We start from the raw sequence: 22,449 nt of genomic DNA, 5'->3' as shown, positions 1-22,449 counted from the left end.
CGCAATCGACACGGCAATGAGCACTTCAAGCGATCAGGACCCCGAAGCACACGGCTTCGAAGACCCCTTTGCGCAACGCGAAGCCGAAAAATACGAACACCCGATTCCCAGCCGCGAAGCCATATTGCAGTTGCTCGAAAGCGCAGGCAAACCGCTTAGGCGCCAACAAATCGCCCAACAATTCGCCCTGGAATCGCCTGACGCCTTGGAAGCGCTGCGTAGACGGCTTAGAGCCATGGAACGCGACGGCCAACTGACCTTTAATAGCCGGCAAAAATACAGCCCCGGCAACGGTCAAAATACCATCGCCGGCCGAGTGTTAGGCCACCCGGACGGCTTCGGTTTTTTAAAGCCAGACGACGGCAGCGACGATTTATTTTTGTCTCCGCGTGAAATGAAACCGTTGATGCCCAACGACCGCGTTGTGGCCAGAGTCACCGGCATCGATAGAAAAGGTCGGCGCGAGGCGGCGGTGGTACAAATCACCGAGCGCAATACCCATTCGGTCGTCGGCCGGTTTTTCGTCGAGGGCCGAGCCAGCTTTGTCGTTCCGGACAACAAAAAAATCGCCCACGAAATTTTAATCGCCAAAGAAGACAGCGGCGGCGCCCGCAAAGGCCAAATCGTGGTGGCCGAAATCGTGCAACAGCCCGGCGCCCATTGCCAACCCATCGGCAGAGTCACGGAAGTGCTGGGTATGCACATGGCGCCGGGCATGGAAATCGAAATGGCCATTCGATCCTACGAACTGCCCAATCATTGGCCGGACAGTGTACTGGCGGAAATAGCCGAGCTACAACCGGAAGTCCCCGAACTCGCCAAGCAGGGCCGCGAAGACCTCCGTGATCTGCCGTTGGTCACGATAGACGGCGAAGACGCCCGCGACTTCGACGATGCGGTGTACGCGCAAAAAACCGCAAAGGGCTGGAAGCTGCTGGTGGCAATAGCGGACGTGTCGCATTACGTGCGCGTGGGTACAGCCTTGGACGCGGAAGCGCAAAACCGCAGCACCTCGGTTTATTTTCCGGAAAAAGTCATTCCTATGTTACCGGAGATCCTGTCGAACGGCTTATGTTCGCTGAATCCTAACGTCGATCGTCTTTGCATGGCCTGCGAAATGCTGATAAGCAGCGACGGTAAATTGCTGCGCTCGCGCTTTTTCGAAGCTGTGATGCGTTCGCACGCCCGCTTGACGTATAGCGAAGTCGCAAAGATATTGGTCGAAAACGATCGTAAACTCGCTAAAAAACACACCGAACTGCTGCCGACCTTGCACACGCTTTACGATTTGTTCAAAGCGATGCAAACTCAACGGGAACTGCGCGGAGCGATGGATTTCGATACTCAGGAAACCCGCATAGTATTCGGGCCTAACCGCAAAATTGCCGAAATCGTGCCGCTGGTCCGCAACGATGCCCATAAATTGATCGAGGAATTCATGATAGCCGCCAACACCGCCGCGGCGAAATTCTTGAATCGCAAAAAAATCCCGCGCTTGCTGCGAATACACGACGGGCCCGGCAACGAAAAACTGTTGGCCTTGCGCACCTTCCTGAGCGAACTGGGTTTGCGGTTAGGCGGCGCCGCCCAACCGACACCGCAGGATTATATGCATTTGCTGGATTCAGTCAGGGAACGTAAAGACGCCCACCTGATTCAAACCCTGTTACTGCGTTCCATGTCTCAAGCCGTATACAGCCCGGAGACCAAAGGTCACTTCGGTTTGGCACTGGAGGCCTATACCCATTTCACCTCCCCCATCCGCCGCTATCCGGATTTATTGGTACACAGAGCCATACGTCACTGCCTGTCGAGTAAGAAACCGAGCGAATTTCATTATGCCCATTCCGACATGACCTTGCTCGGCGAACACTGTTCCGCAAACGAACGCCGGGCCGACGACGCCACGCGGGATGTGGTCAGCTGGCTTAAATGCGAATATATGATGGATAAAATCGGCGAGGAATTCGACGGCGTAATCTCCGCCGTCACCAGCTTCGGCATGTTTGTCGAACTGCAAGCCATTTACGTGGAAGGCTTGGTGCATGTTGCTTCTTTACACGGCGATTATTACGCATACGACGCTAGCCGCCACCAGCTATACGGCAGCCGCACCGGACAACGCTACCGTTTGGGCGATTCGGTGCGGGTGACGGTGGTCCGGGTCGACTTGGACGACAAGAAAATCGACTTCGAGTTGGTACAACGCAAAAAAAACCAGAAACCGGCAAAAACCGCCGGCAAAACCAAAGCAAAAAATAAATCCAAATCGCGCAAACAATAATCATACTCGTCCCTGAACGACCGCTATAGCGATTCATGCACTACGGAATCTGATATTACCTACAACCCGCGGCCTACGAAACCCCGGCCACACTGACAAAGTCGCGGGCTGCTGCGCAACGCTTGACGCCCCGGCAACTGAAGCATCGACACATGCGATTTTTTACTTTCGACCGTAAAACACTTGCCAGGCTTTTCCGACAATTTTGTCAAAGTGTATGACAAATTTGACACTTTGTCCCTGCCAGAAAACCACTTTTATCGCAACAGATTTTTATGTGATTGATTTCAATTAAATTGCACTAATTGGCGCTAGAAATGCAGATTAGTTCACGAAGACAATCAGATACCAGGGTGAACGCCATGAGTACCAACAATAAAGTTAGCGACAACTACATCGATCGTTTCACGTTCATTGAAACATTAAGCCGGGAATTTATCGCCGCAACCGGACACGGTATATACGTGCATCTGGACCCGATAGACATCGAACAGCTATACGCCAACTTCCAAGGCATGGATCTACCGATTTTGCAATTTGCCCGGCAATGCATCCGTAAACTGCGTTCGTAACTATCTCCAACCTCATGGAAAAACACTTCTGGCTGGAGCGTTGGCAGCAAAATCAGATCGGCTTTCATAACCCGGACATCAATCCGCACCTGACCGCCTGCTGGCCCGGCTTGAATTGTCCGGCAGGCGCTACGGTATTCGTACCCTTTTGCGGTAAAAGCAACGATATGTTGTGGCTAACTGCGCAAGGATACCGGGTAATAGGGGTAGAAATCAGCGAGTTGGCCGTTAAAGCGTTTTTTTCCGAAAACGGCCTTTGCCCTGCAGTTAAAACCACCGATGCGCTCAGTGAATACCGCTACGGCGATCTCGTAATTTTTTGCGGGGATTTTTTCCAGCTCGATCCCAAGCAGCTGGCAAACATCGATGCAGTCTACGATAGGGCTTCGTTAGTGGCATTACCGGCCAAAATGCGTCCCGCCTACGTCGAAAAATTGACGCAACTGCTGCAAACCGGCACTCGCATCTTGTTGGTTAGCTTCGATTATCCGCAACATGAAATGCAAGGGCCGCCGTTTTCGGTGCCGGCCGAAGAAATCCATGGTTTATACGCCGAGTGGTGCAATATCGAATTTGTATATTCCAGCGATCTTCTTGCAGCCGACGCCCGTTTTCGCGAACGCGGCTTAAGCTATATGCACGAACAAATTTATCGCATATCCGTTTTGTAATTTGTTCGATAACTTAAGATAATGTCAGGTTTGCTTACCAAACCTAAAGGTGAAATCTTATGTCGGCCTTGCCTAACTGCCCAAAATGCCAATCCGAATACAGTTACGAAGACCATGGCATGTTGGTTTGCCCGGAATGCGGGCACGAATGGCCGACCGAAACGCACAACGCAGCGAGCGAAGAACAACGCACCATCAAAGATGCCTACGGCAACCCGTTACAAGACGGGGATAGCGTCACGGTCATCAAAGACCTCAAAGTCAAAGGCAGTTCGTTGGTCGTCAAAGTCGGCACCAAAGTCAAAAACATTCGCCTGGTCGAAGGAGACCACGATATAGATTGCAAAATAGACGGTATAGGCGCCATGCAGTTGAAATCGGAATTCGTCAAAAAAGCCTGATCGTTTTGAATATGCCCGACACAACACCGCGAATTCGAGTAAGTCCTAACTGCCGTTAAATCGTTTGTTTCGAATGCCATAGAACGCCACTTAACCAGTCTGCCGTTGATCGACTGCGTTTCGCGCTCGCCGATAGCAAGTGCTCAGTCATGAAAAAAAGCGATTTCAACTACTCACTACCGCCCGAACTCATCGCCCAAAAGCCCTTGGCCGAAAGGAGCGCCAGTAGACTATTGCACCTGGAGCGGCATAACGGAAGGATAAAAGACTGCCAATTCTCCGACTTCTTATCGCTGTTACAGCCTAACGATCTGTTAGTTTTCAACGATACCAAAGTCATTCCGGCTCGCCTATTCGGCCACAAAACCAGCGGCGGCAAGGTCGAGATTTTGATCGAACGCATCGAATCCGAAAACCAAGTCATTGCCCATCTGCGCGCCAGCAAGTCGCCTAAACCCGATGCCATGATCCGCCTGACCGACGACATCGAATGCCGAGTCCTGGAGCGGGTCGACGACTTGTTTCGCCTGCAATTTCAAGCGCCCTGCCCGCTATTGGAACTATTGGAGCAAATCGGCCACATGCCTCTACCCCCCTATATCGACCGGGCCGACGACCAAAACGATGCGGAACGCTATCAAACCGTCTTCGCCAACCGCGCCGGAGCAGTGGCGGCACCAACCGCCGGCTTACATTTCGATCAGGCCACTATGCAGCGTATACAGCAACTCGGAATTCGCCATTGTTTCGTGACGCTACACGTCGGCAGCGGCACATTTCAGCCGGTACGCGTGGACGATCTGCAGCAACACGTCATGCACAAAGAATATTTTCAGGTTTCAGAAGCCTGCGTAGCCGCGATAAAACAAACCCAGGCCCGCGCGGGCCGAGTCATAGCCATCGGCACCACCGCGGTCCGGGCCTTGGAATCAGCCTCGGCCACCGGCGAATTGCAGCCGGGTAGCGGCGATACCCAACTGTTTATAACCCCCGGCTATCGCTTTAACACCGTTAACGGCATGCTTACCAACTTCCATTTACCGGAGTCCACATTGCTGATGCTGGTTTCCGCTTTTGCCGGCTACGACAACGTCATGCAGGCCTACCGACATGCCGTGCAACACCGCTATCGCTTCTTCAGCTACGGCGACGCGATGGTCATCTTGTAAGCGGTTTTCACCCGATGAAATGACTATTCCGCATCGATGGCAAATGTCTTATGCAAATCGTTTCTTATCACCGAATCGCACGCAATTTTTGTCGCCGCCGTACCGACGGCAAAAGTCTGTATCCAGGCCAGTTTGGAGCGTCTGATCGACGACAGGTTGGTATCGGATATTAACGATGCAATAAAGGAAGGACTGGAAACCTTATAAGGCTCCCCTTTTTTCTTCTCCCCCATCACCGGAGCCAAAGCCAATTCTTCTCGATTAAAGCCTATCAATACCTTATCCGGAATTCCGGAAGCGGCACTGCTGGCAGACCAGGATACTTTCAAGCCCAAGCTGGAATCGGTCGAAAATATAAACGGCTTGACGTCTCCCGGACCCGGTAGATAGGTATATTCCTCATCGTCTCCGCGCATCCAGTCGAAAAACCTGCGAAACATGCCCTTTTTGAATTTCGGTTTTTGTTGCAATGAAATCGCACTTGAGCCTTCATTGGTGTTTTGGTCGCAGGCAACATTCTCTTTTTGCCAGTGACTTGAAAACGCTTCAGCCGCGTCTCCACCCGCGAACAAGGTAGAAACGCCGAACCCCGCCAGAAAACGGTTTTCGTTGGTAAAGCCGGCAACCAACGGCACGTGTTTTCCGCCCTCAAAAGTGGGCCCGATAGCCGCTTCCTCGCGATCGATATTGATTTGTGCCGTCAGCCTGTCGGCATCAATATCTACCCCGACATTGGTCTTAGAGACAAATAGAAGTTTCTTCTGGCCTATGCCGCAACCTGATACGCCAACAACAAGCAATGCCGATAGAATGAAATTAATTGCCTTATTTTTATAAATCATATCTCCCCCTACTTATGCTCGGCCGACAACGGATCCGGCCAACTGCCCACTTTGATATTCAGCCAATCGGCATTAGGCCAGAGCAGATTAAAACTCGCATCATGCTGCAAAACGTGGATGCTTTGATGATACGCCCAGCCGCCGTTGAACGAATAACCGTCCAGCGTCGAACCGGCTGCTACGCCAATGCTGCTTAAGCCGCTATAGACCGCAATCGGTTGCGATTCGCCTTGTTCGATTTTCATCACCATGTGGCCGATTCCGAATAAGTGTTGTGCCCCGGTATCCGCATCGTAATAGTTAATTGCGCAGCCGGATAAACAGATAGAAGCGGTGAATAATAAAAATACGAATTTCAGAAAACACATGGCATTACTCGCGCGCAAAAGCTCTAAATTCCGGCTGAATGGCTATTGCGTCCTGTGCCGGCAAAATCCGTCCAAATAACCAAGGCGAAACTTATTTGATAACTAACAAACATAGCTTGTTTTCTGAAATACGAGCGGTTAAAAAAGCAGGCCTATTGTGTCGCCGGACGCTGAGCGCCGTAACGAACCGGACGATCTCCTGCCAACGCAAATACACCGCTTACCCGTCGCCATTGCAAAGCGCATAGGCGTGCGGCATGAACGTTTACCTGATAGACGACTTTTTTGCGGATGAGAAGGGCTGGCTTGTTGCCGCCAAGCCCTGCCGTTTGCGAATGTTTCGGCTTTACGCCTGGGCGCGATGGGGCTCGATACCACTCCATGTCCGGACAGACGCGTTTGTTAACGCATGGCGGGCAAATTGGCCCTGTAGTTTCGGCCACGCCAGCACGCTTTGACATTAAAACCGAATGTATTCCCTGGTTACTACGCGCCGCGTAGTAACCAGAAGGCACCACGCTGCGCTGCAACACCCAGGGCGCAACCCTATATTCCAACGTAGCGTGTTGGAACAAGGTAACAGGTTAAGCGGCGCAATGAACGGCATCTATCCTTTGCCTGCCGCTAAACAGTCCCGCTAAAAAATTACTATGAAAGTCATGGTGGGAACACACATAGTCGCGATTCGCAAGGCCCTCATCGCGACTATGCGTCGCTCCTACCAAACTACCTTTCATTTGCCGAGGCGATTGCCAGGCCTTCATGATCGTTAGGTTACGGTTTCCCCGTGTCCAGCCGCTTGACTCATTTCTCCATACCGGCTTTGAGACTAAACCAAAATCGGGTTTCGTAACCTACTAAATCCAGATATTGGTTGAACTCAGCCATCTTGTCGACCGGAATCTCGGTACTCGGCATTACCAAAGTTGTATCAGCCGTTACGGTTTCGCCGTCCTGACGGTAATTGCGATGGAAGCTCCCCCAACGCGACACATAGTCCATTTTTGGACCAACGCTAGTGACGTGTTTACCTGACGGCACGCGAAAACTCAGTTCGCTACGGTAGTCAATCCCCTTAAATTGATAGGGATAATGCCGATTGGAAGTCTTGGCGTCTTTCGTCAAATCGCGTAACCAATAATCGCTTTCTTGATAAGAAGTAAGTTGCCCTAGCGTAAACAAATTTTGGTACTCCACCGTCGTGTTCAACGCCATCTCGGCTTCCTGGTTTTCGAGACCCTGTACCGAGAAGGTAGGCTCGGCTTGAGCGCCCATCACCGCCTGAAAATCCTCCAATAGCCAGCGCTCGGATTCGATCTTGGATTTAGCGGACAAAACACGCCTTAATCCGGCAGCCCAGTGCGACTCATAACGCCTAGCCAAGGTTTCAACGACACTGCCGGCTTCAGTCAGAACATTGTCCGCTTTAAGCCTTGCCACCCATGTATAAGGTTCTCTGGGTAAAGTATGCGGTGCATTGCCGTTTCTTCCTAACCGCAATGCCACGGCTCCTTGCAAACTGTGAGGTAAATGTCTGCCGGCAGTCTCCGGATCGGTTAAATCCGCGCATTGCTCACCACCCTTGCTAAGCTTAACGCAAGCAATCATATGGTTAAAATAATTTGCTGAAGGCAACAACAATTTGTTTAGCGCTGTACGTTTTGTGGAAGTCAACACCGGATACGCGTCCAAGCCGGCGCGCCTCGCCAAATCCACGAACAGCATGGTTTTATCCTTACAATCGCCGAAACGACGCTCTAAGGTTGTTAAGCTAGGCCGAGGAATCACTCCGCCATGACCGCGCTCGAGACCGACATAGCGAATTTCCCGCGCCACAAAGCTTGCCAAACGAGTAAACACACTACGCTGATCGTTGTTTCCGCCGGTCAATCGGGCGACCTCGTCGTCCAGCTTGTCGTTTTTAGTCAATGCGGATTCGGCAATAGCATGAACCCGATCGGAAATAGCAGACCAATCGCCGGGCTCAGCCAAGATTAATACCGGCAGCACGTCTTGCGGTGCGGGCATTTGATTGTCGACCGGTTGCGGCGCGGCAGTATGCCGGCTCACGCAATGCAAATCCAAACGCTCTTCGCGACAGAGAAAATCGGTATCGTCGCTACGCCAAGCCGGTTTACGCGCCATATCGTCCCAATGCACGTCGACTTGCAACCGCTCCAACGGATAAAAATTGGCGGTATACAGATTACGAGCCCAGGGTAACGGTGATTTATCACGTGCGGAAACGATTCGATAACGCAACACCGCAATACTTCCCGGTTTTAATTGAGCGAGCGGAATCGTTACATACAGACTGTCGTCGAAGATGTTGGGAGCGTTATCGGTGTTGATTTGCAACGTATTAGGTTCTACGGAAGCGACAGTTCCACCCGGCTGCAGAACATAAGCAGCCAGAATGTCAACCCGTTGTGAATCCGCATTGAACCAAAGTCCCAGATTGCCGTCGCTCTCAATACCGCTGGTTGTAAGATACAGCCAAGTTTGGGTGATCGTTTCCTCGACTTGGCCGCTTTTTAGCAGTTTGATTTGATGGTCCTCGCCAATTGCCACGCTGCCATAGCCGGCCTTTTCCCAAACTTGCATTCGTTCCGCCGTAGGCGCTAAGTCTTTATAGCTGCTATATAAACCGGTTGGTTGCCAGCGCAGCAAGTTGGCCGAATAACCGATTTGCCGCAATTTGTTTTCCACCTCGCCGGACAAACACGGCAGCGTCCAACTTAATAACAGCACCCAAACGCATATCTGGTTCATGATTCATTCCCACCCGCACTCAAACGAAAGCTTCTCACCAATTCTTCGACATGCCCTCCAAACCGTTTTCCGCCTTGACCGATGACCTCTATCAATTTGTCATGCTCTATTAGCGTTGCCACATATATTTCTTCCGCCCCGCCAAAGGACGGTGTGCTCTTGGTGTAGCGCGCCAGCGAAAGTGGCGATATCGTTCGCAAATCGCTTTCCGCCATTAAGGTTCTGGCTTCCTCTACTTTGAAATCTCTCCAATCTTCGGCAATCAAGGCTTGGCGTTGATCGACGTAGTGATCCAACGATTGACGCTCGCTCGGCGAGACTCGGATCACAACCCATTCATCATTTGAGTCAGTCCGCAATTCCATATCCGAATCGGCAATCAAGGTCCCCGGTTGCAAACGTCGCCAACTCCGATTAGGTATCGTCAAACGATAATTCCCCGCTACTCCTTCAACAACCTGTTCGGCAACCAGTTTTTCACCTGAGTAATATGCCAATTCGGTTCTGCTTGCATACAAGGCAATTCCTATAAGGGGTATCCCCACCAGCAGTACGGCGCGTTGCCGCCAGCTATAACGTTCAGGCTCCTCCCGCCAGCACAAACCGGCATTCCGCCGTAGGCCGTTCATTCCGGCGTGCAAGATCAACCACGGCGCAGCACCAACCATCAAGCTCAGTGGAAACATAAAATCCGGCGTTATCCATCCGCCGATTTCTCCGCCGGCCGCTATCGCCAACAAGACTCCGGGCGACGCTTTTAACGCGATGCCCTGACTCTTCGCCGTGCGGTTAACCCGCGTCGCTATTTTGTAAAAAACGCTGAAATTATAGAGGGGTACAAGCATCATCCAGCTACAACGTTTTGGGTTCAAACGGGTATCACTTATCTGCGTAAGATCCTTGACGATGCGGTAAGTGAGGAAACAGCTATAGATCATCATGCTACAAAAGAGCAACAAAAATACCCGCCAAACCGGCGTCGGGGGATAGAGCAGCGCCTCAGCGGGGTCCGCAGCACCAGCAGCGGAAAACTGCTTCCCCGGATCAGCCTCGTCCCCGCTTTTTTCTATTTCGAATTGCCCGAATTTTTTTAGATGCTGCTTATGCCCGGACCAAAACAAGGCTGCGGAGGCCAAAGCAAATTCCGCGCAAAAGAAGAGGCCACCCGGCAATGTATCGTTGGCCTGTCGATACTCTTGATAGCTTGCTACCCCGCAAACAATAAACAAGAACATCGCCAAGGTTCCGCCTAAAAACCTTGCACCTCCCCCGTAACCGCTTGATGCCGCCACCAAAGTCAACACTGCGGCCGCTCCGAACCCAGCCGTAAGCGCTCCGGTGCCGGTTACTATGCTTGCAGTTAACCCCAATCCATATATCAAACTGACTCCGTAAATCATCCACACCGACGATCTACTCGATTTTTTATCCATTGCTTATCCTTCCGAATTGTCTTAACACCTATGTCCGGCCGACATCGGGCATCTAAAAATCGGCCCGATAACGCTTTGTCCTGTATCCCTTGCCTAATCACCGCCGAGCAAATGAAAAGAGCGGTTAGCCGACAGGCTGGCATGATAACAGGCATTGTAAGTCAAACGAATAGGCTAAGCCGTCTCCGGTATAAAACATCCCTCTCTGGAAATAGCGGGAAAATCCAAGCGCATGCGACAAATTCGACGATTGCCTTCCCGAGAAATTGCAGCATCCGCCCTTAACTACCGCTAAACCGCCCCGCTAAAAAAATTTCAGAATTTTTGCATCCGGCCGGCTATTGCCCACGTATTGAGAAATGTAGCGATCTTCGCTGCCTTACCCAACTACGAGGACTGATCCCATGACCAAAACAACTAAAACCAAACTCTGGCCGCTGGCTCTGTTAGCCGGCGCGGTTGCCGCTTTGCTGAACGTACCGCACGCCGACGCCGCCAACCACCGCGAAGCGCCGTTGACCGCGCTGGACACCAAAGCCGACATCACCGATTGGTACGCTTTCGTTTCCTACGACGATCCCGGCAAAGTGACCATGATCTTAAACGTGGACCCGCTACTGGAACCCAGCAACGGCCCCAACTACTTTCCGTTCGACCCGGACATCGTGTACGAAATGAAAGTAGACAACAATTTCGACGCCGAAGAAGACATCATTTTTCAATTCCGCTTTAACACCGAACAGCGTCTGCCCAGCGTATTCACCGGCTTCGTCGGCGTCGGCAACGGCGTGGCGGCGCCGGACAATTCGCCCAGTCCCATCGTCGCCGGCACTCCGCTGATTCCGCCGGCGATCACGGCGCTGGACGGACCCGGCTCGGAAGGCTTGGGCTTGCGGCAAAGCTATTCGGTGAAAATGATCAAGCGCAAAGGCAAACACCGCAAAATCGTGGACTTGACCAAAAACATGAACCTGTACGCGGTACCGTCCAACGTCGGCCCACGCACCATGCCCGATTACACCAATCTGGCCAAACAAGGCATTTATGAGTTGGGCAACGGCATCAGCGTATTCGCCGGCACGGTGGACGATCCGTTTTACATTGATCTGGGCGCCACCTTCGACAGTTTCAATTTCCGTTCCGGCGCCTCCGGGGCCGGAATCGCCGGGGTATTCTCCGATGCACAATACGCCAACGAAACCGCCAATTTCGCTTCCGACGACGTGGCCGGCTTCAACGTCAACACCATCGCCATTCAAGTTCCCATCACGCTGTTGACCCAAGACGGCAAACCCCATGCGGCCGACGAAGCCTTGGCCGTGATCGGCACCTATGCCACCACCTCGCGGCCGCGCATCAAAATTTACCGCGGCAACCCGGCAATCAACCCCAAAACCTCCAAAACCTTCGCGCAAATTCAACGCATGGGCAACCCTTTGGTTAACGAGTTGCTGATAGGCACCGGCGACAAGAACAAATTCAGCATGAGCGAACCTAAAAACGACGCCGCATTCGCCGGCTACGTGGCCGATCCGCTCCTGGCTAGAGTCGTCAACGCCGCATACGGCGGCGCGGTCAGCATCCCGACACCGCCGCGGGTGGACGCCAACAACCCCAGTTTCGACTTAGGTCCGCTGGTGTTTTACGCCGCGCCGATTTGCCCCGGCTGCACGCCGGCACAAAAAGGCCCGGTCGCCGACTTGCTGCGCTTGAATACCGGCATCCCCGCCACGGCGCCGGCCAATCGTAAACGCATGGGTTTCCTGGCCGGCGATACGGCCGGCTTTCCGAACGGCCGGCGGGTGTCCGACGATGTGACCGACATCGCCGCGCAAGCCGTGGTCGGGGTACTACACCCGGATTTCAACATCTTTCCTAACAACCGCATTGCCGACGGCGTCAACGCCAACGATCAAAGCTACCAGGAAACCTTCCCCTACGTGGCCTTCGCCCATAGCGGCCGGCAAAGCCGCCACGTCGATCCGGGCGAAGCCGGTTGCCAAGACCCAAGCAATCTGACAGCCGTCAACTGTCCGGCGCAATAACGAAAAAAAACCGAACGACAGGCTTTCGGACCGGCAGGGATGCCGGTAAATCCTGATAAGCAATCAGGCGATAGCGAATTCGATACTAACAGCAAAAACCAAACTGCAGGTTTGTCGTTTTCGATGTTTGAAAATACCGGCGGGACAACACCATGAAATGCGTACTCTTCATCAGCTGCTATTTACTCGTTAGCCCGGGCGTCGTCGACGCAAGCCCTTATCTGCCCAAGTCAGACGCCGAACTATTGGAAACCTTGCCGGCCCGCGACGAAACCGACCGACGCATGCGCGACTTGCAAAGCCAAATTCGCAACCGACCGAACGACTGGCAAGCCGTGCAACGCTTGACGACTTTATTGATCGAACGTGGCCGTGCCACTTCCGACCCGCGCTATTTCGGCTATGCCGAAGCCAACTTGCAACCCTGGCTGAACGCGGCCACTCCGCATCCGCAAGCCTTGATTCTGCACGCCACGCTATTACAAAACCGGCACGCATTCGCCCCGGCTTTGCAAGCCTTGGACCAAGCCCTGGCCTTGCAACCGCGTTCCGGATTGGCCTGGCTAAGCAAAGCCGCCATCCAGCAAGTGCAAGGCAATTTCACCGGGGCTTGGCAGAGCTGCTTGGCCGCACGACGCGGCACCCCGACCCTGACCGCCAACGCTTGCCTGGCCGCGACGCTAAGCATGACAGGCCGGCTGAAGGAAGCCCAAGGTTTGTTGCAACAAACCCTGGCCGGCGAAGCCGAGGCCCCGGTAGCCGATAGACAATGGGCCTGGACCATGTTGGCGGAGATCGACGAGCGGCTGGGCGACCCGGCGGCGGCTGAGGTCGCTTACCGCCAAGCCTTGGCCTTCCCGCAAGCCAGCGCTTATTTGCTGTCGACCTATGCCGACTTTTTGTTACAGCAGCAACGTTACCCGGAAGTAATCGACTTGCTAAAAGGAGAAACCCGCGCCGACGGTTTGTTACTGCGACTGGCGCTGGCCGAACGCCGTTTGCAGCGCGCGGAGGCCAGCGAGCATGTGCAAGCCCTGCAAGCCCGCTTCGCCGCCGGCCGGCTGCGTGGCGAAACCAGCCACCAAGCCGAGGAAGCGCGCTTTTACCTGGAACTGGCCGGCAATCCCGCCGAAGCCTTGCGCTTGGCCGAAGCGAATTGGGCGGTGCAGCGCGAGCCGCGCGACGCCTTAATTTTCCTGCAAGCGGCTAAGGCCGCCGCGGCTCCGGCCAGAGCCGCGCCGGTTTTACGCTTTATCGCCGAATCGGGTGTGCAGGACGCCCGCTTGCAAGCGTTGGCTAACACATTGGGAGCGCGCTCATGATCCGCATATTGTTATTGGTTATGTTAGTGACCGGCCAAGCAGCCCATGCGCATAAATCCAGCGACAGCTATTTACAACTGCATGCGCAGGACGATTCGCTACGCGGCCGATGGGATATCGCCTTGCGCGATTTGGACTACGCGCTCGGCCTGGACCGAAACGGCGACGGCCGTTTGACCTGGGGCGAAGTGCGCGCCGCGGCCGAGACCATCAAAGCCTATGCGCTTGCCCATCTAGCGCTGGCAGCGAATGACACGGCCTGTCCGTTACAAGCCGGCGACTTACTGATAGACCAACACAGCGACGGCCGCTACGCGGTAGTGCCGCTGTCCGCACGGTGCCCCAAGCCAGTGCACAGTCTGAGCCTGGACTACAGCCTGTTTTTCGACCTGGACCGGCAGCACCGCGGCTTGCTGACGTTACAGTCGGGCGACGCCCAACAAACCGCGATATTCAGTCCGGAAGTCCGTCAGCAACACTGGAACGGGATAAGCGGCGAACCGGCGGCCGGCGCTTGGACGCGCTTGCAAGACTTCGCCCGCGAAGGGGTTTGGCACATTTGGATAGGCTACGATCATCTGTTGTTTTTACTGAGTTTATTGCTGCCGGCCGCGTTGATTCGCGAATCCGAAGGCTGGCAGCCCAAAACCGGATTCAAAACCACGCTGGGCGAAGTGGTGGCGGTCGTCAGCGCCTTCACGCTGGCCCATTCCTTGACCCTTAGCCTGGCGGTACTGCAAATCGTCAGCCTGCCCAGCCGCTGGGTGGAAGCCGCGATAGCCGCCTCGGTGCTACTGGCCGCGCTGAACAATATCGTGCCGTGCGTCACCCACCGCAAGTATTGGGTCGCGTTCGGCTTCGGCCTGATTCACGGCTTGGGGATAGCCAGCGTGCTGCTGGACATGCAACTGTCGCCGCAAAACATCGTCTGGGCTTTGTTCAGTTTCAACTTGGGCGTGGAACTCGGCCAATTGGCGGTAGTGGCGGCGGTACTGCCGCTGATCGGCTATTTCAGCCGCTATCGCTACTACCCTGCCGTGGCCATGCACGCCGGTTCGGCCGCCATCGCCGGGCTGGCCTTGATCTGGCTGGCCGAACGCAGCCTGGACATTAACCTGATTAGCGGCTAAGCCGACGACGGCGGCCGGCAAGCGGCAAGCCGGCCAGCGCCAAGGCCAGACTGTAACCGAAGGCCGGCAACGGCACGGCACTAACCGTCACCCCCGCTTCGCCGAGTTGCGCCGGCAAGCCGTTGCCGTCGGCGTCGGCCAAGGCGTTCAGCGATAAGGTCAATGCGCTGAAACCTTCACCTACCGCCTGGAAACTCAGGGTAGCCAAGGTAAACGCGTCGGCTTGGCCGCCCAACAAGTCGGCTGCACCATCCAGAGAAATTTCCCACACATTCAGCACCCCGTACTCGCTTTCAACGCCGCGCACGTCGCCCAAGCCGAACAAGTCCAGTTGATCGCCGAATGCGCTATGGTCGTAAGCCAGCACCGTCGGGTCGAATACGATTTGCACGTCGAAGGCCGACAAGGCCGTGGCTTCGTCCAGACCGCTGATCCGTAGCTCGATGCTGGCCGTCGAACCCAAAGTCACGCTTTGCTGCAGCGGGCTGAGTTCCAGCAGCGGGATGGCTTGAGCGGACGCGCAGAGCGTACAAAACAGCGCGCCGGTTAAAAAACGTTGCATAACTGCCTCCTAAAGAGTCTGTAAAGGTTTTTGGCTGAATAGGCCAGAGTAGCTGAGCCAGGCACCAAGAATAGGGTTATCAATACGTTCCCCGTTTCGGGTTGCAAGGATTTTCCCATTCGTCCTGAACTTGTCGAGGGATGAACGGGAAAATCCGAGCATCCGCCGCGCCCAACCCTTCATGCGTCGACCGAGTTCAACACGAACGGTTTGCCGGGAAAAATCATTTCGGGACATGATTTTTAGCGAAATCCTTACCTGACGAGAATCCATCATAACCAACGCCCACGGCTCACTGCGGCGCACAATTGCTGCGGGTACACAGCAAGCTCAACTTCCGGCCGTCGTTGACGGTGATTTTGCCGTCACCGTCCAAGTCGCAACGGCTGCCGCATACGCTGGCGGCCACCGTTTTATTGCGTTCGCCGAGCAACAGATTCAAGTCGTTGCGGTCCACGTCGCGGTCGCTGTCCAAATCGCCTTTCGGCACGCTGATAGTCACCGTCTTGCTGCCGCTGTCCACGCCGTCCGACACCGTAACCACAACCTGATATGCCGCTTTGCCGAAACCCTGTGCGGCCGGCCGATAGCTATGCTTGACCTCGAACTCGCGGTTGCCGACCGGTATAGCCTGCGTGCTAAGCGCGGTTTGATCGCCCCAATCGACGCTGGCCGTATGCCGATCGCTCAGTCCGGGATCGGTAAAACGCAGGAACAAACCTTGGGCGTTGATGCCTGCGTTGGTAATCGCAGGCGCCGCGTTGCCGACCCTGACTGTGCCGCTTTGACTGATCACGTCCACCCCGTCGTCGAAGCTGATCGTCACCGTGTACTCGCCGTTGTCCGCATAAACGTGGTCGGCAACGACTTGATTATTCGCCGATTGGCCGATGCGCGGATCTTGCGCCGCACTGCCGTCGCCCCAGTCTATGGACGCCTCCGCCGGTTGGCTGAGGGCAAAGCCGACCGTCAGCCGCGCGCTGTCACCTTCCTGAATTTGCTCGGTCAGCGAAAACGCCTGGATGCGCGGCGCCGGGTCCGTCACCGTCACCACGTGCGTTTGGCTGGTGCTATTGCGGTTTTGATCGCTGATGCTGATCGCTACTTGGTAATTGCCGGCCTCGGCATAACTATGACTGCGGCTGACGAAACGCTCGGAGACCGGCAGGGTTTCGTTTACTCCGGTGCCGTCGCCCCACAGGATTTTCAAGCTGTGCTGCGCGGCGGGGTCCGGGTTGCTGAAGGAAATGTCCAGCGTCAACGCGTGATTTTTGCGCACTTCGGCCGGACCGTTCACTTTCTCCAGCAAAGGCCCTATTTGCGTCACTTGAATTTGTTGCGAACCGGTATTGCACAGATTGGTCGCGGTACACACCGTCAGTTTGACGGTCGCCTTGCCCGGCACGTTGCCGGCGACAAATTTAGTCTGCACCCCATTGGCATCGGCGATGCTGCCGACCGAACCGCTGCCCAGCGACCAGGTGTATTTGGTTAATGGCTGGTCGCAGCCGGCGGTTGTCAAGGTCAAGGAACTGGTTTTATCGTTGGCGCCGGTGGAATTGCCGCCGGAATCGCGCATGGCCAGATTCTTCAGATCCGAAACAACCCAGATCCTGTCCGCCGCGTAACCCGATTCCACCCGCAAATTCAACACCTTGCCGCCGTAATTGTCTTGTTCGTATAGATTCGGCCCGCAGCCCGGCGGCGCCCAATAACGCACCGAACTGGCGGTGTCGTGGAAACCTTTCGGGGTAATGATGCCGTCAGTCTGATCCAGATCGCCGAAGTTGTTGTAATCGTCTTTGCCGATGTCGGCCGCATCGATCACCAGGCTGCGGTCTCTATCCGAGGACGGCGAAAAAGTCCAGGTCGCAACCGCGGTTTGCTCCACGCTGGCGGTTTGATTTTGCCAGCCTGAGGCGTCGGCATAAAGCTCTACCCAAGCCTTGGCTTTCGGCGGCTTGCTGCCGGCCGCGCTCAAGGCCACGCTGTTACCCACCGTGACGCTGCCGGCCGCGTTGATTTTGGCGGTCGGATAATAATTCGGGCTGCCGGCTCTATAGACGTCGCGATGGCGAAATTCGGCGACCTGTACCGACCCGCTAGGGCCTTGCGCATAATGCTCGGTCGCATACAGCAACAGCTCCTGGCTCGGACTGACATAAGCGCCGACGCTGGCGCTGAAATTAATAATTTTGAAGCCCAGCGGCGGATCGACTGACCCGGGCGAACGCGAATAAAAACGCTGGCCGACGACCGAGGTCAAGGTAGCGGTTTCGCCGTCGCCGGTACCGCCGACTTGATACAACACGCCGACGTCTTTACCCAAATAGTCGCTGGGCGCGGTGGGTGCGGTATTGTGCGTGCCCAGCAAGTACAGTTTGCCGTCGTCTTGCTTGATGAAATTCAAGGTCTGATGCGAATACGACAACGGAATATCCTTACCGCCCACGGTAAATGCAAATTGCCAAGGCCAATCCTGGTCTCCCAGCAAATCGTAATAATTCCACTCGCTGTGCAAACTGAAGGCGAAGTTGGGATCGTGCCAGTCGCTGCCGTTGGATTTATAAAACTCAATCTTGTCACCGTAGCCCCAACTCAACGCCAACAAATAACGGCCGTCCGGCAAATCGGTGATACCGACCACGCCGGCCTTGTGGCCTTCGATATCCAAATGGTAGGACAGCAAGGTCGGATTGGGCAGCGTGGACAAATCGTAAAAATAAATGCGTCCGTCCGGAATGTCGGCGGATTCGTCGACCTTTTCCTCGGCCGGCACCGCCAGAATGTTGCCGACCGTCTGGGTACCGCCGATGTGCTGGTAATCGCTAAAACTGATCAAGTTAACGATTTTGTCTTGACTAGGCGGCGAGGTGTCTTCGGTTTTTTCGCCTTTAAGCAGCCGGTTGGAGCGCAATCGCTCGCCGTCCTTGTCGCGCGAGGCCAGCTGCACCACGGCCAGATGTCCGGCCGACGAACTAGCGTTGCTGCTGCGCGACACCAACCAATAAGGCGTGCCGTTGGCGGCGTCGAACCGCTGTATGCCTTGCCAGTGGCTGCTGGTATTGGTGAAAATCGAATCGGTTTGCTCGTGAAAATCGTCGAAGCTGTAAAGCCCCGTGTTAAAACCCAACCATTCGCCATGGTGTTTCAAGTTTTGAAACTGGCTGACCACGTTGGGCAAGCTACGCGCGCGTTCCTGCGCCGCGGCGGACGACGCCAGAACCAGCAATGCGGCCATGGCAAACGATAATGCCGCCCAAGAGCGTAGCGGCGGCAGATGCCACACGCCGTAAAGGCAAACATAGCGGAATGCGGAACTCATCATAATCAGACCTCTACTATCTGAATGCGCCGTCCTGCTGAACCGGCGGGATCGATGGAAAATAAAATTGGAACGGCGATTCTAACGATCTAAACTGTGACGAATTTGGCAAAGTTAAACCAATAGGCTAAAACCAGCCGCTGCCGTTAACGGATAGCAAGCACTGACAACTCCAGATGAACTACGACATCCATTCCGATTTTTGCCTAAACCGGGCACCCTGGTTTAGAAATTGCCCCAACCTGTGGAACGAGCAAACCCTGGATCGTCAGGCGCTTAGAGGCTACGCAGACACGCTCAAGCGGCATCCGCAGTTCGACATGGCCAAACGCCGCTTCGCCGACAACATGCTGGCCGCCTTCAGGAATCACCAACCGCTGGCCCGCTTGCTGCGCGGCGAACACGATCTGGCCTTTTTGGCATTCGTACTGTCCTTGCACCACCAACGCGACGACGGCGATCCGTTATCCGGCGCCAGTTATTCGCGCGTCATAGAATTGTTCGGCTTGCTAAACATGGGCAGCCCTACCTTGGTAAAAGCCTTGCTAGGCTTGGCGAGGATACGCGGTTATTTGCGCGTGCATCACGTTGCCGGTAGCCGCACCAAACTGCTGGCGCCGACCGACAGCCTGCTGGAAACCTTGGCGGTTTGGTTTACCGCCAATCTGACCGCGGTCGAATTGATCCACCCTTTCCCGGAACCCGCCGCCAACCTCGGCAAACAGCCGGCCATGCTGTACCGGGTTTTCGCTTACGGCGTCAGCGCCTACGTGCACAACAGCTTTTTTCTATCCGAAGAGTTTCCGATGGTGCGGGCCTTTATGGGCCGCAGCAACGGTTATCTGGTCTTGATGGCATTGATAGCCAGCGCCGAAACCGACGGGCAAGGCAATTTGCTGGCAGCGGCACCGACTCAGGAATTGGCGCAAAGCTTGTCGGTATCGCGCGGCACGGTGCGCAACATGCTGAAACAAGCGCAAGCCGCCGGCTGGCTGCACGAAATCTCACGCGGCTCGTATCAAGTCAAGCTCAGTGCGGAATTTGCGCAAATCTGCGACGATTGGATGGCCATGGAATTGGCCTGGATGAGCGGAGTCGCCGCCGAAGCCTGGCTAAGTTTGGTCGCCGGCGCCGATTGATCGCACAGTCCGCACAAGCGTTAAGGTAATCCCCCCCGCTCGTTCAACTCAGGAGCTTGATATGACCAACCCAACCGGAACCGTTCGGCTGCATCGCGTGCTGCGGGCGCCGGCGGAGCGTATTTACCAAGCATTTACCGATAAAGCCGCTTTAGAGCGTTGGTTGCCACCGTACGGCTTTCTCGGCACGGTTCACACGATGGATGTGCGGGTAGGCGGCGGCTACCGTATGTCGTTTACCAACTTCGGTACCGGCGGTAGCCACTCGTTCACGGTCGAATACCTCGAATTGGTGCCTAACCAACGCATCCGTCACATTGACCGTTTCGACCACGCCGATTCCGCCGCTGCCATGCAGGTATCGATCGACTTGGAAGCGGTGTCCTGCGGAACCTCCGTCAGCATTGTTCAAGCAGGCATACCCTCGATGATACCGGTGGAAATGTGCTATTTGGGCTGGCAGGAATCGCTGGAGCAACTGGCCAAGCTGGTCGAGCCTGAAATCCCCGACCATCAATGAAACCAATCCTTGCAGGTTTTCAATCGGGTCGTGATGACTATCCTAAAGCTCAGGATAGTGGCGCATCGCCCCGGAGAATGCCCTGCGGCGCGCCCGTAATGACTTTCAGAGTAACGAACATGCAGGGCTGGCAATCGTCCTCGCTGATGAAAAGCATTGATAGCGGGCGACCTCCATGGTTTCAAACTTCACCTTAACTCAACTTCCCAACCATGCTTACAACACCTCGCGCCCTATTGTTCGACCTCGGCGGCGTCCTGCTAGACATCGACTTCGGCTTGGCGATCAACGCCTGGGCCGCCTACTCGGCCTTGCCGGAGACCGAGCTAGCGCGCTTGTTTCATTTCGACCGCGAATATCGGCAACACGAGCGCGGCGAACTGGATTCGGCGGCCTACTTCGCCCATCTGGCGGCTCGATTGCAGTTGTCGGCTAGCCCCGCGCAAATCGAGGCGGGCTGGAACGCGATATTCGTCGGCGAAATCGCCGAAACCGCGCAACTGCTGCAATCGGCCCGCAGCCGCTTGCCCTGCTACTTGCTGACCAACACCAACGAAAGCCATATGCGGTTTTGGTCCGCACGCTATCCCGACCTCCTCCCCGGTTTCGACGCCGTGTTCGCTTCTCACCAACTGGGCCTGCGCAAACCCGAGCCCACAATCTTCCGGCACGTCTTGCAAACGACCGGCGTAGCCGCAGCCGACATACTGTTTTTCGACGACACCGCCGAAAACATCGAGGCCGCCAAACGGGCCGGCCTGCAAGCGGTGCTGGTAAGATCGAGTGTGGACATTGCCGAGGGGTTGGAGGCAGTTGGGGTGATTTGACAGCTAGCCATGCGGGTTGAAAACCGGAACGAATATGATCGCTTCCGCTTGGCGACGAGCATTTTCCAAAGTCACAGCCGGATATTCGCCAACCCCCAAGCGATTTCCCTTCCCCTGAAACCGATAGTCAAACACCCAACGTTTCAAACCGGTTGACTTAACCAGCAATGCCAACCCACCGCCGTCGCTAATCCGACAATCTTTTTCTTTGGGCTTAGCTACCCTGTAGACCGCGTCTTTATTGAGATTCAGAGCCATTTTGTTGTAGCGGTGTTGTACTGAGGCCCTACAATTTACCTGATACAACGCTCGGTACAACAACTTTTGTTGTATTCCCTTAAGTTTATTGAGCGGTAATAAGGCATAAAAAAACCCGCAAACCTAGAAGATTTGCGGGTTTCTGGACTTCTTTGCATCTCTTAAGATGCGCGATTGGTACGACGGCCGGACTTGAATTAAATACTAACCAATTGAAAATATTAATAATACAAACAACACAATAAGACAGTATCACTTTTAGTGTCACACTTTTGGTTTTTGCCCTCATTTTGGATGGCGTTATCTGATTCGCTTCAAAGCTTGCCGCCGATTCCTGGCCGTTTGCGGTTGCTGTCCATGATCGATTAAACCGCTTAGGTTCGCTCTATACACTACCGGCACGCGCTCGACGCTGCCTTAATTTCGACAGAAAATACACCAGTGAGATTCGATAATGAATACAGGTTTTTTCGACATAACTGCAACATTATCACAATATATATCAGCTTGATTTATTAGGCGATTAGATAGCTAACTGGTTCGAGAACTGAGCGGAAACCTGCGGCGTTTTATGTGTTGCGTTTGCCCTTCAAGCCGCGCCGCGCCTGGGTTACTGTGTTGCCTTTGGTTCGTACTATCGTGAACGCCAAAACGCCAAAAGTTAAGCGGAATGCGGCTTACAGGGGCATTGTGAACGCTGTTTTTGTAAACTACCGTCCACTTCACCAAATCATATAAGTTATCGGCAGTTTGGCGTTTCTCGTACCCTAAAACCTTTGGCAAATGGGGTAACGCCATAACTGCGTAAA

At 54.7% G+C, this 22,449-nt stretch carries 18 protein-coding genes; 11 read left to right on the top strand and 7 right to left on the bottom strand.

Annotated elements, in window-relative coordinates:
* The first annotated feature begins 16 nt into the window (after nucleotides 1-16).
* The 5 genes from rnr to queA all read left to right on the top strand — a co-directional run bounded on the left by rnr (nucleotide 17) and on the right by queA (nucleotide 5,097).
* Nucleotides 17-2,284, top strand: a complete 2,268-nt coding sequence (gene rnr, locus AB0A83_RS06235) for a ribonuclease R (protein ID WP_150047441.1) — start codon at nucleotides 17-19, stop codon at nucleotides 2,282-2,284.
* 362 nt (nucleotides 2,285-2,646) lie between these two features.
* Complete coding sequence (locus tag AB0A83_RS06230) at nucleotides 2,647-2,856, top strand: hypothetical protein (protein ID WP_367155714.1); 210 nt, start codon at nucleotides 2,647-2,649, stop codon at nucleotides 2,854-2,856.
* A gap of 14 nt (nucleotides 2,857-2,870) precedes the next feature.
* Complete coding sequence (locus AB0A83_RS06225; protein ID WP_367155713.1) at nucleotides 2,871-3,527, top strand: thiopurine S-methyltransferase; 657 nt, start codon at nucleotides 2,871-2,873, stop codon at nucleotides 3,525-3,527.
* A 59-nt stretch (nucleotides 3,528-3,586) separates the two neighbouring features.
* Nucleotides 3,587-3,928 carry a zinc ribbon domain-containing protein YjdM gene (locus tag AB0A83_RS06220; RefSeq protein WP_150047438.1) on the top strand — a complete coding sequence of 114 codons (342 nt, stop codon included), beginning with the start codon at nucleotides 3,587-3,589 and terminating at the stop codon, nucleotides 3,926-3,928.
* A 149-nt stretch (nucleotides 3,929-4,077) separates the two neighbouring features.
* Nucleotides 4,078-5,097, top strand: coding sequence for a tRNA preQ1(34) S-adenosylmethionine ribosyltransferase-isomerase QueA (queA, locus tag AB0A83_RS06215; protein ID WP_367155712.1), 1,020 nt, complete (start codon nucleotides 4,078-4,080; stop codon nucleotides 5,095-5,097).
* Nucleotides 5,098-5,120: 23 nt separating this feature from the next.
* On the opposite strand, the gene AB0A83_RS06210 is transcribed toward queA, so the two are convergent.
* The 4 genes from AB0A83_RS06210 to AB0A83_RS06195 form a co-directional block, all read right to left on the bottom strand.
* Nucleotides 5,121-5,939 (bottom strand): hypothetical protein, encoded by an 819-nt coding sequence (locus tag AB0A83_RS06210; protein WP_150047436.1) that lies wholly within the window; start codon nucleotides 5,937-5,939, stop codon nucleotides 5,121-5,123.
* A gap of 8 nt (nucleotides 5,940-5,947) precedes the next feature.
* Nucleotides 5,948-6,307, bottom strand: a complete 360-nt coding sequence (locus AB0A83_RS06205; protein ID WP_150047435.1) for a hypothetical protein — start codon at nucleotides 6,305-6,307, stop codon at nucleotides 5,948-5,950.
* Between the two features lie 804 nt (nucleotides 6,308-7,111).
* Nucleotides 7,112-9,079 (bottom strand): DUF3857 domain-containing transglutaminase family protein, encoded by a 1,968-nt coding sequence (locus AB0A83_RS06200; protein ID WP_367155711.1) that lies wholly within the window; start codon nucleotides 9,077-9,079, stop codon nucleotides 7,112-7,114.
* Nucleotides 9,076-10,512, bottom strand: a complete 1,437-nt coding sequence (locus AB0A83_RS06195; protein WP_367155710.1) for a hypothetical protein — start codon at nucleotides 10,510-10,512, stop codon at nucleotides 9,076-9,078. The genes AB0A83_RS06200 and AB0A83_RS06195 overlap by 4 nt, the downstream gene beginning before the upstream one ends.
* 404 nt (nucleotides 10,513-10,916) lie before the next feature.
* On the opposite strand from AB0A83_RS06195, the gene AB0A83_RS06190 reads away from it, so the two are divergent.
* The 3 genes from AB0A83_RS06190 (at nucleotide 10,917) to AB0A83_RS06180 (ending at nucleotide 15,009) form a co-directional block, all read left to right on the top strand.
* The gene (locus AB0A83_RS06190) at nucleotides 10,917-12,557 is read left to right on the top strand and encodes a DUF4331 domain-containing protein (RefSeq protein ID WP_150047433.1); all 1,641 of its coding nucleotides are present in this window, start codon (nucleotides 10,917-10,919) and stop codon (nucleotides 12,555-12,557) included.
* A 152-nt stretch (nucleotides 12,558-12,709) separates the two neighbouring features.
* The gene (locus AB0A83_RS06185; protein ID WP_367155708.1) at nucleotides 12,710-13,879 is read left to right on the top strand and encodes a hypothetical protein; all 1,170 of its coding nucleotides are present in this window, start codon (nucleotides 12,710-12,712) and stop codon (nucleotides 13,877-13,879) included.
* Nucleotides 13,876-15,009 (top strand): HupE/UreJ family protein, encoded by a 1,134-nt coding sequence (locus AB0A83_RS06180; RefSeq protein WP_150047431.1) that lies wholly within the window; start codon nucleotides 13,876-13,878, stop codon nucleotides 15,007-15,009. The genes AB0A83_RS06185 and AB0A83_RS06180 overlap by 4 nt, the downstream gene beginning before the upstream one ends.
* On the opposite strand, the gene AB0A83_RS06175 is transcribed toward AB0A83_RS06180, so the two are convergent.
* A complete protein-coding gene (locus AB0A83_RS06175; protein ID WP_150047430.1) occupies nucleotides 14,999-15,571 on the bottom strand; it encodes a cohesin domain-containing protein in 573 nt (190 codons plus the stop codon). The genes AB0A83_RS06180 and AB0A83_RS06175 overlap by 11 nt on opposite strands.
* Nucleotides 15,572-15,863: 292 nt before the next feature.
* Nucleotides 15,864-18,899, bottom strand: coding sequence for a PKD domain-containing protein (locus AB0A83_RS06170; protein WP_367155706.1), 3,036 nt, complete (start codon nucleotides 18,897-18,899; stop codon nucleotides 15,864-15,866).
* A 173-nt stretch (nucleotides 18,900-19,072) separates the two neighbouring features.
* Between AB0A83_RS06170 and AB0A83_RS06165 the strand changes: the two genes are divergently transcribed.
* The 3 genes from AB0A83_RS06165 (at nucleotide 19,073) to AB0A83_RS06155 (ending at nucleotide 21,382) form a co-directional block, all read left to right on the top strand.
* Nucleotides 19,073-20,035, top strand: a complete 963-nt coding sequence (locus AB0A83_RS06165) for a hypothetical protein (protein WP_367155705.1) — start codon at nucleotides 19,073-19,075, stop codon at nucleotides 20,033-20,035.
* Nucleotides 20,036-20,096: 61 nt separating this feature from the next.
* Nucleotides 20,097-20,555 (top strand): SRPBCC family protein, encoded by a 459-nt coding sequence (locus AB0A83_RS06160; RefSeq protein WP_150047427.1) that lies wholly within the window; start codon nucleotides 20,097-20,099, stop codon nucleotides 20,553-20,555.
* Nucleotides 20,556-20,767: 212 nt separating this feature from the next.
* Entirely contained in the window at nucleotides 20,768-21,382 is a 615-nt protein-coding gene (locus AB0A83_RS06155) for an HAD-IA family hydrolase (protein WP_367155704.1), read from the top strand.
* 3 nt (nucleotides 21,383-21,385) lie between these two features.
* On the opposite strand, the gene AB0A83_RS06150 is transcribed toward AB0A83_RS06155, so the two are convergent.
* The gene (locus AB0A83_RS06150) at nucleotides 21,386-21,640 is read right to left on the bottom strand and encodes an Arm DNA-binding domain-containing protein (RefSeq protein WP_367155703.1); all 255 of its coding nucleotides are present in this window, start codon (nucleotides 21,638-21,640) and stop codon (nucleotides 21,386-21,388) included.
* Between the last annotated feature and the right edge of the window lie 809 nt (nucleotides 21,641-22,449).

The sequence above is a fragment of the Methylomonas sp. HYX-M1 genome (genome assembly GCF_040741385.1).
In the GTDB taxonomy this organism is placed as follows: Bacteria; Pseudomonadota; Gammaproteobacteria; order Methylococcales; family Methylomonadaceae; genus Methylomonas; species Methylomonas rhizoryzae.
Note: the sequence above shows the minus strand (reverse complement) of the source record. Positions and strands in the feature narration are given on the sequence as shown.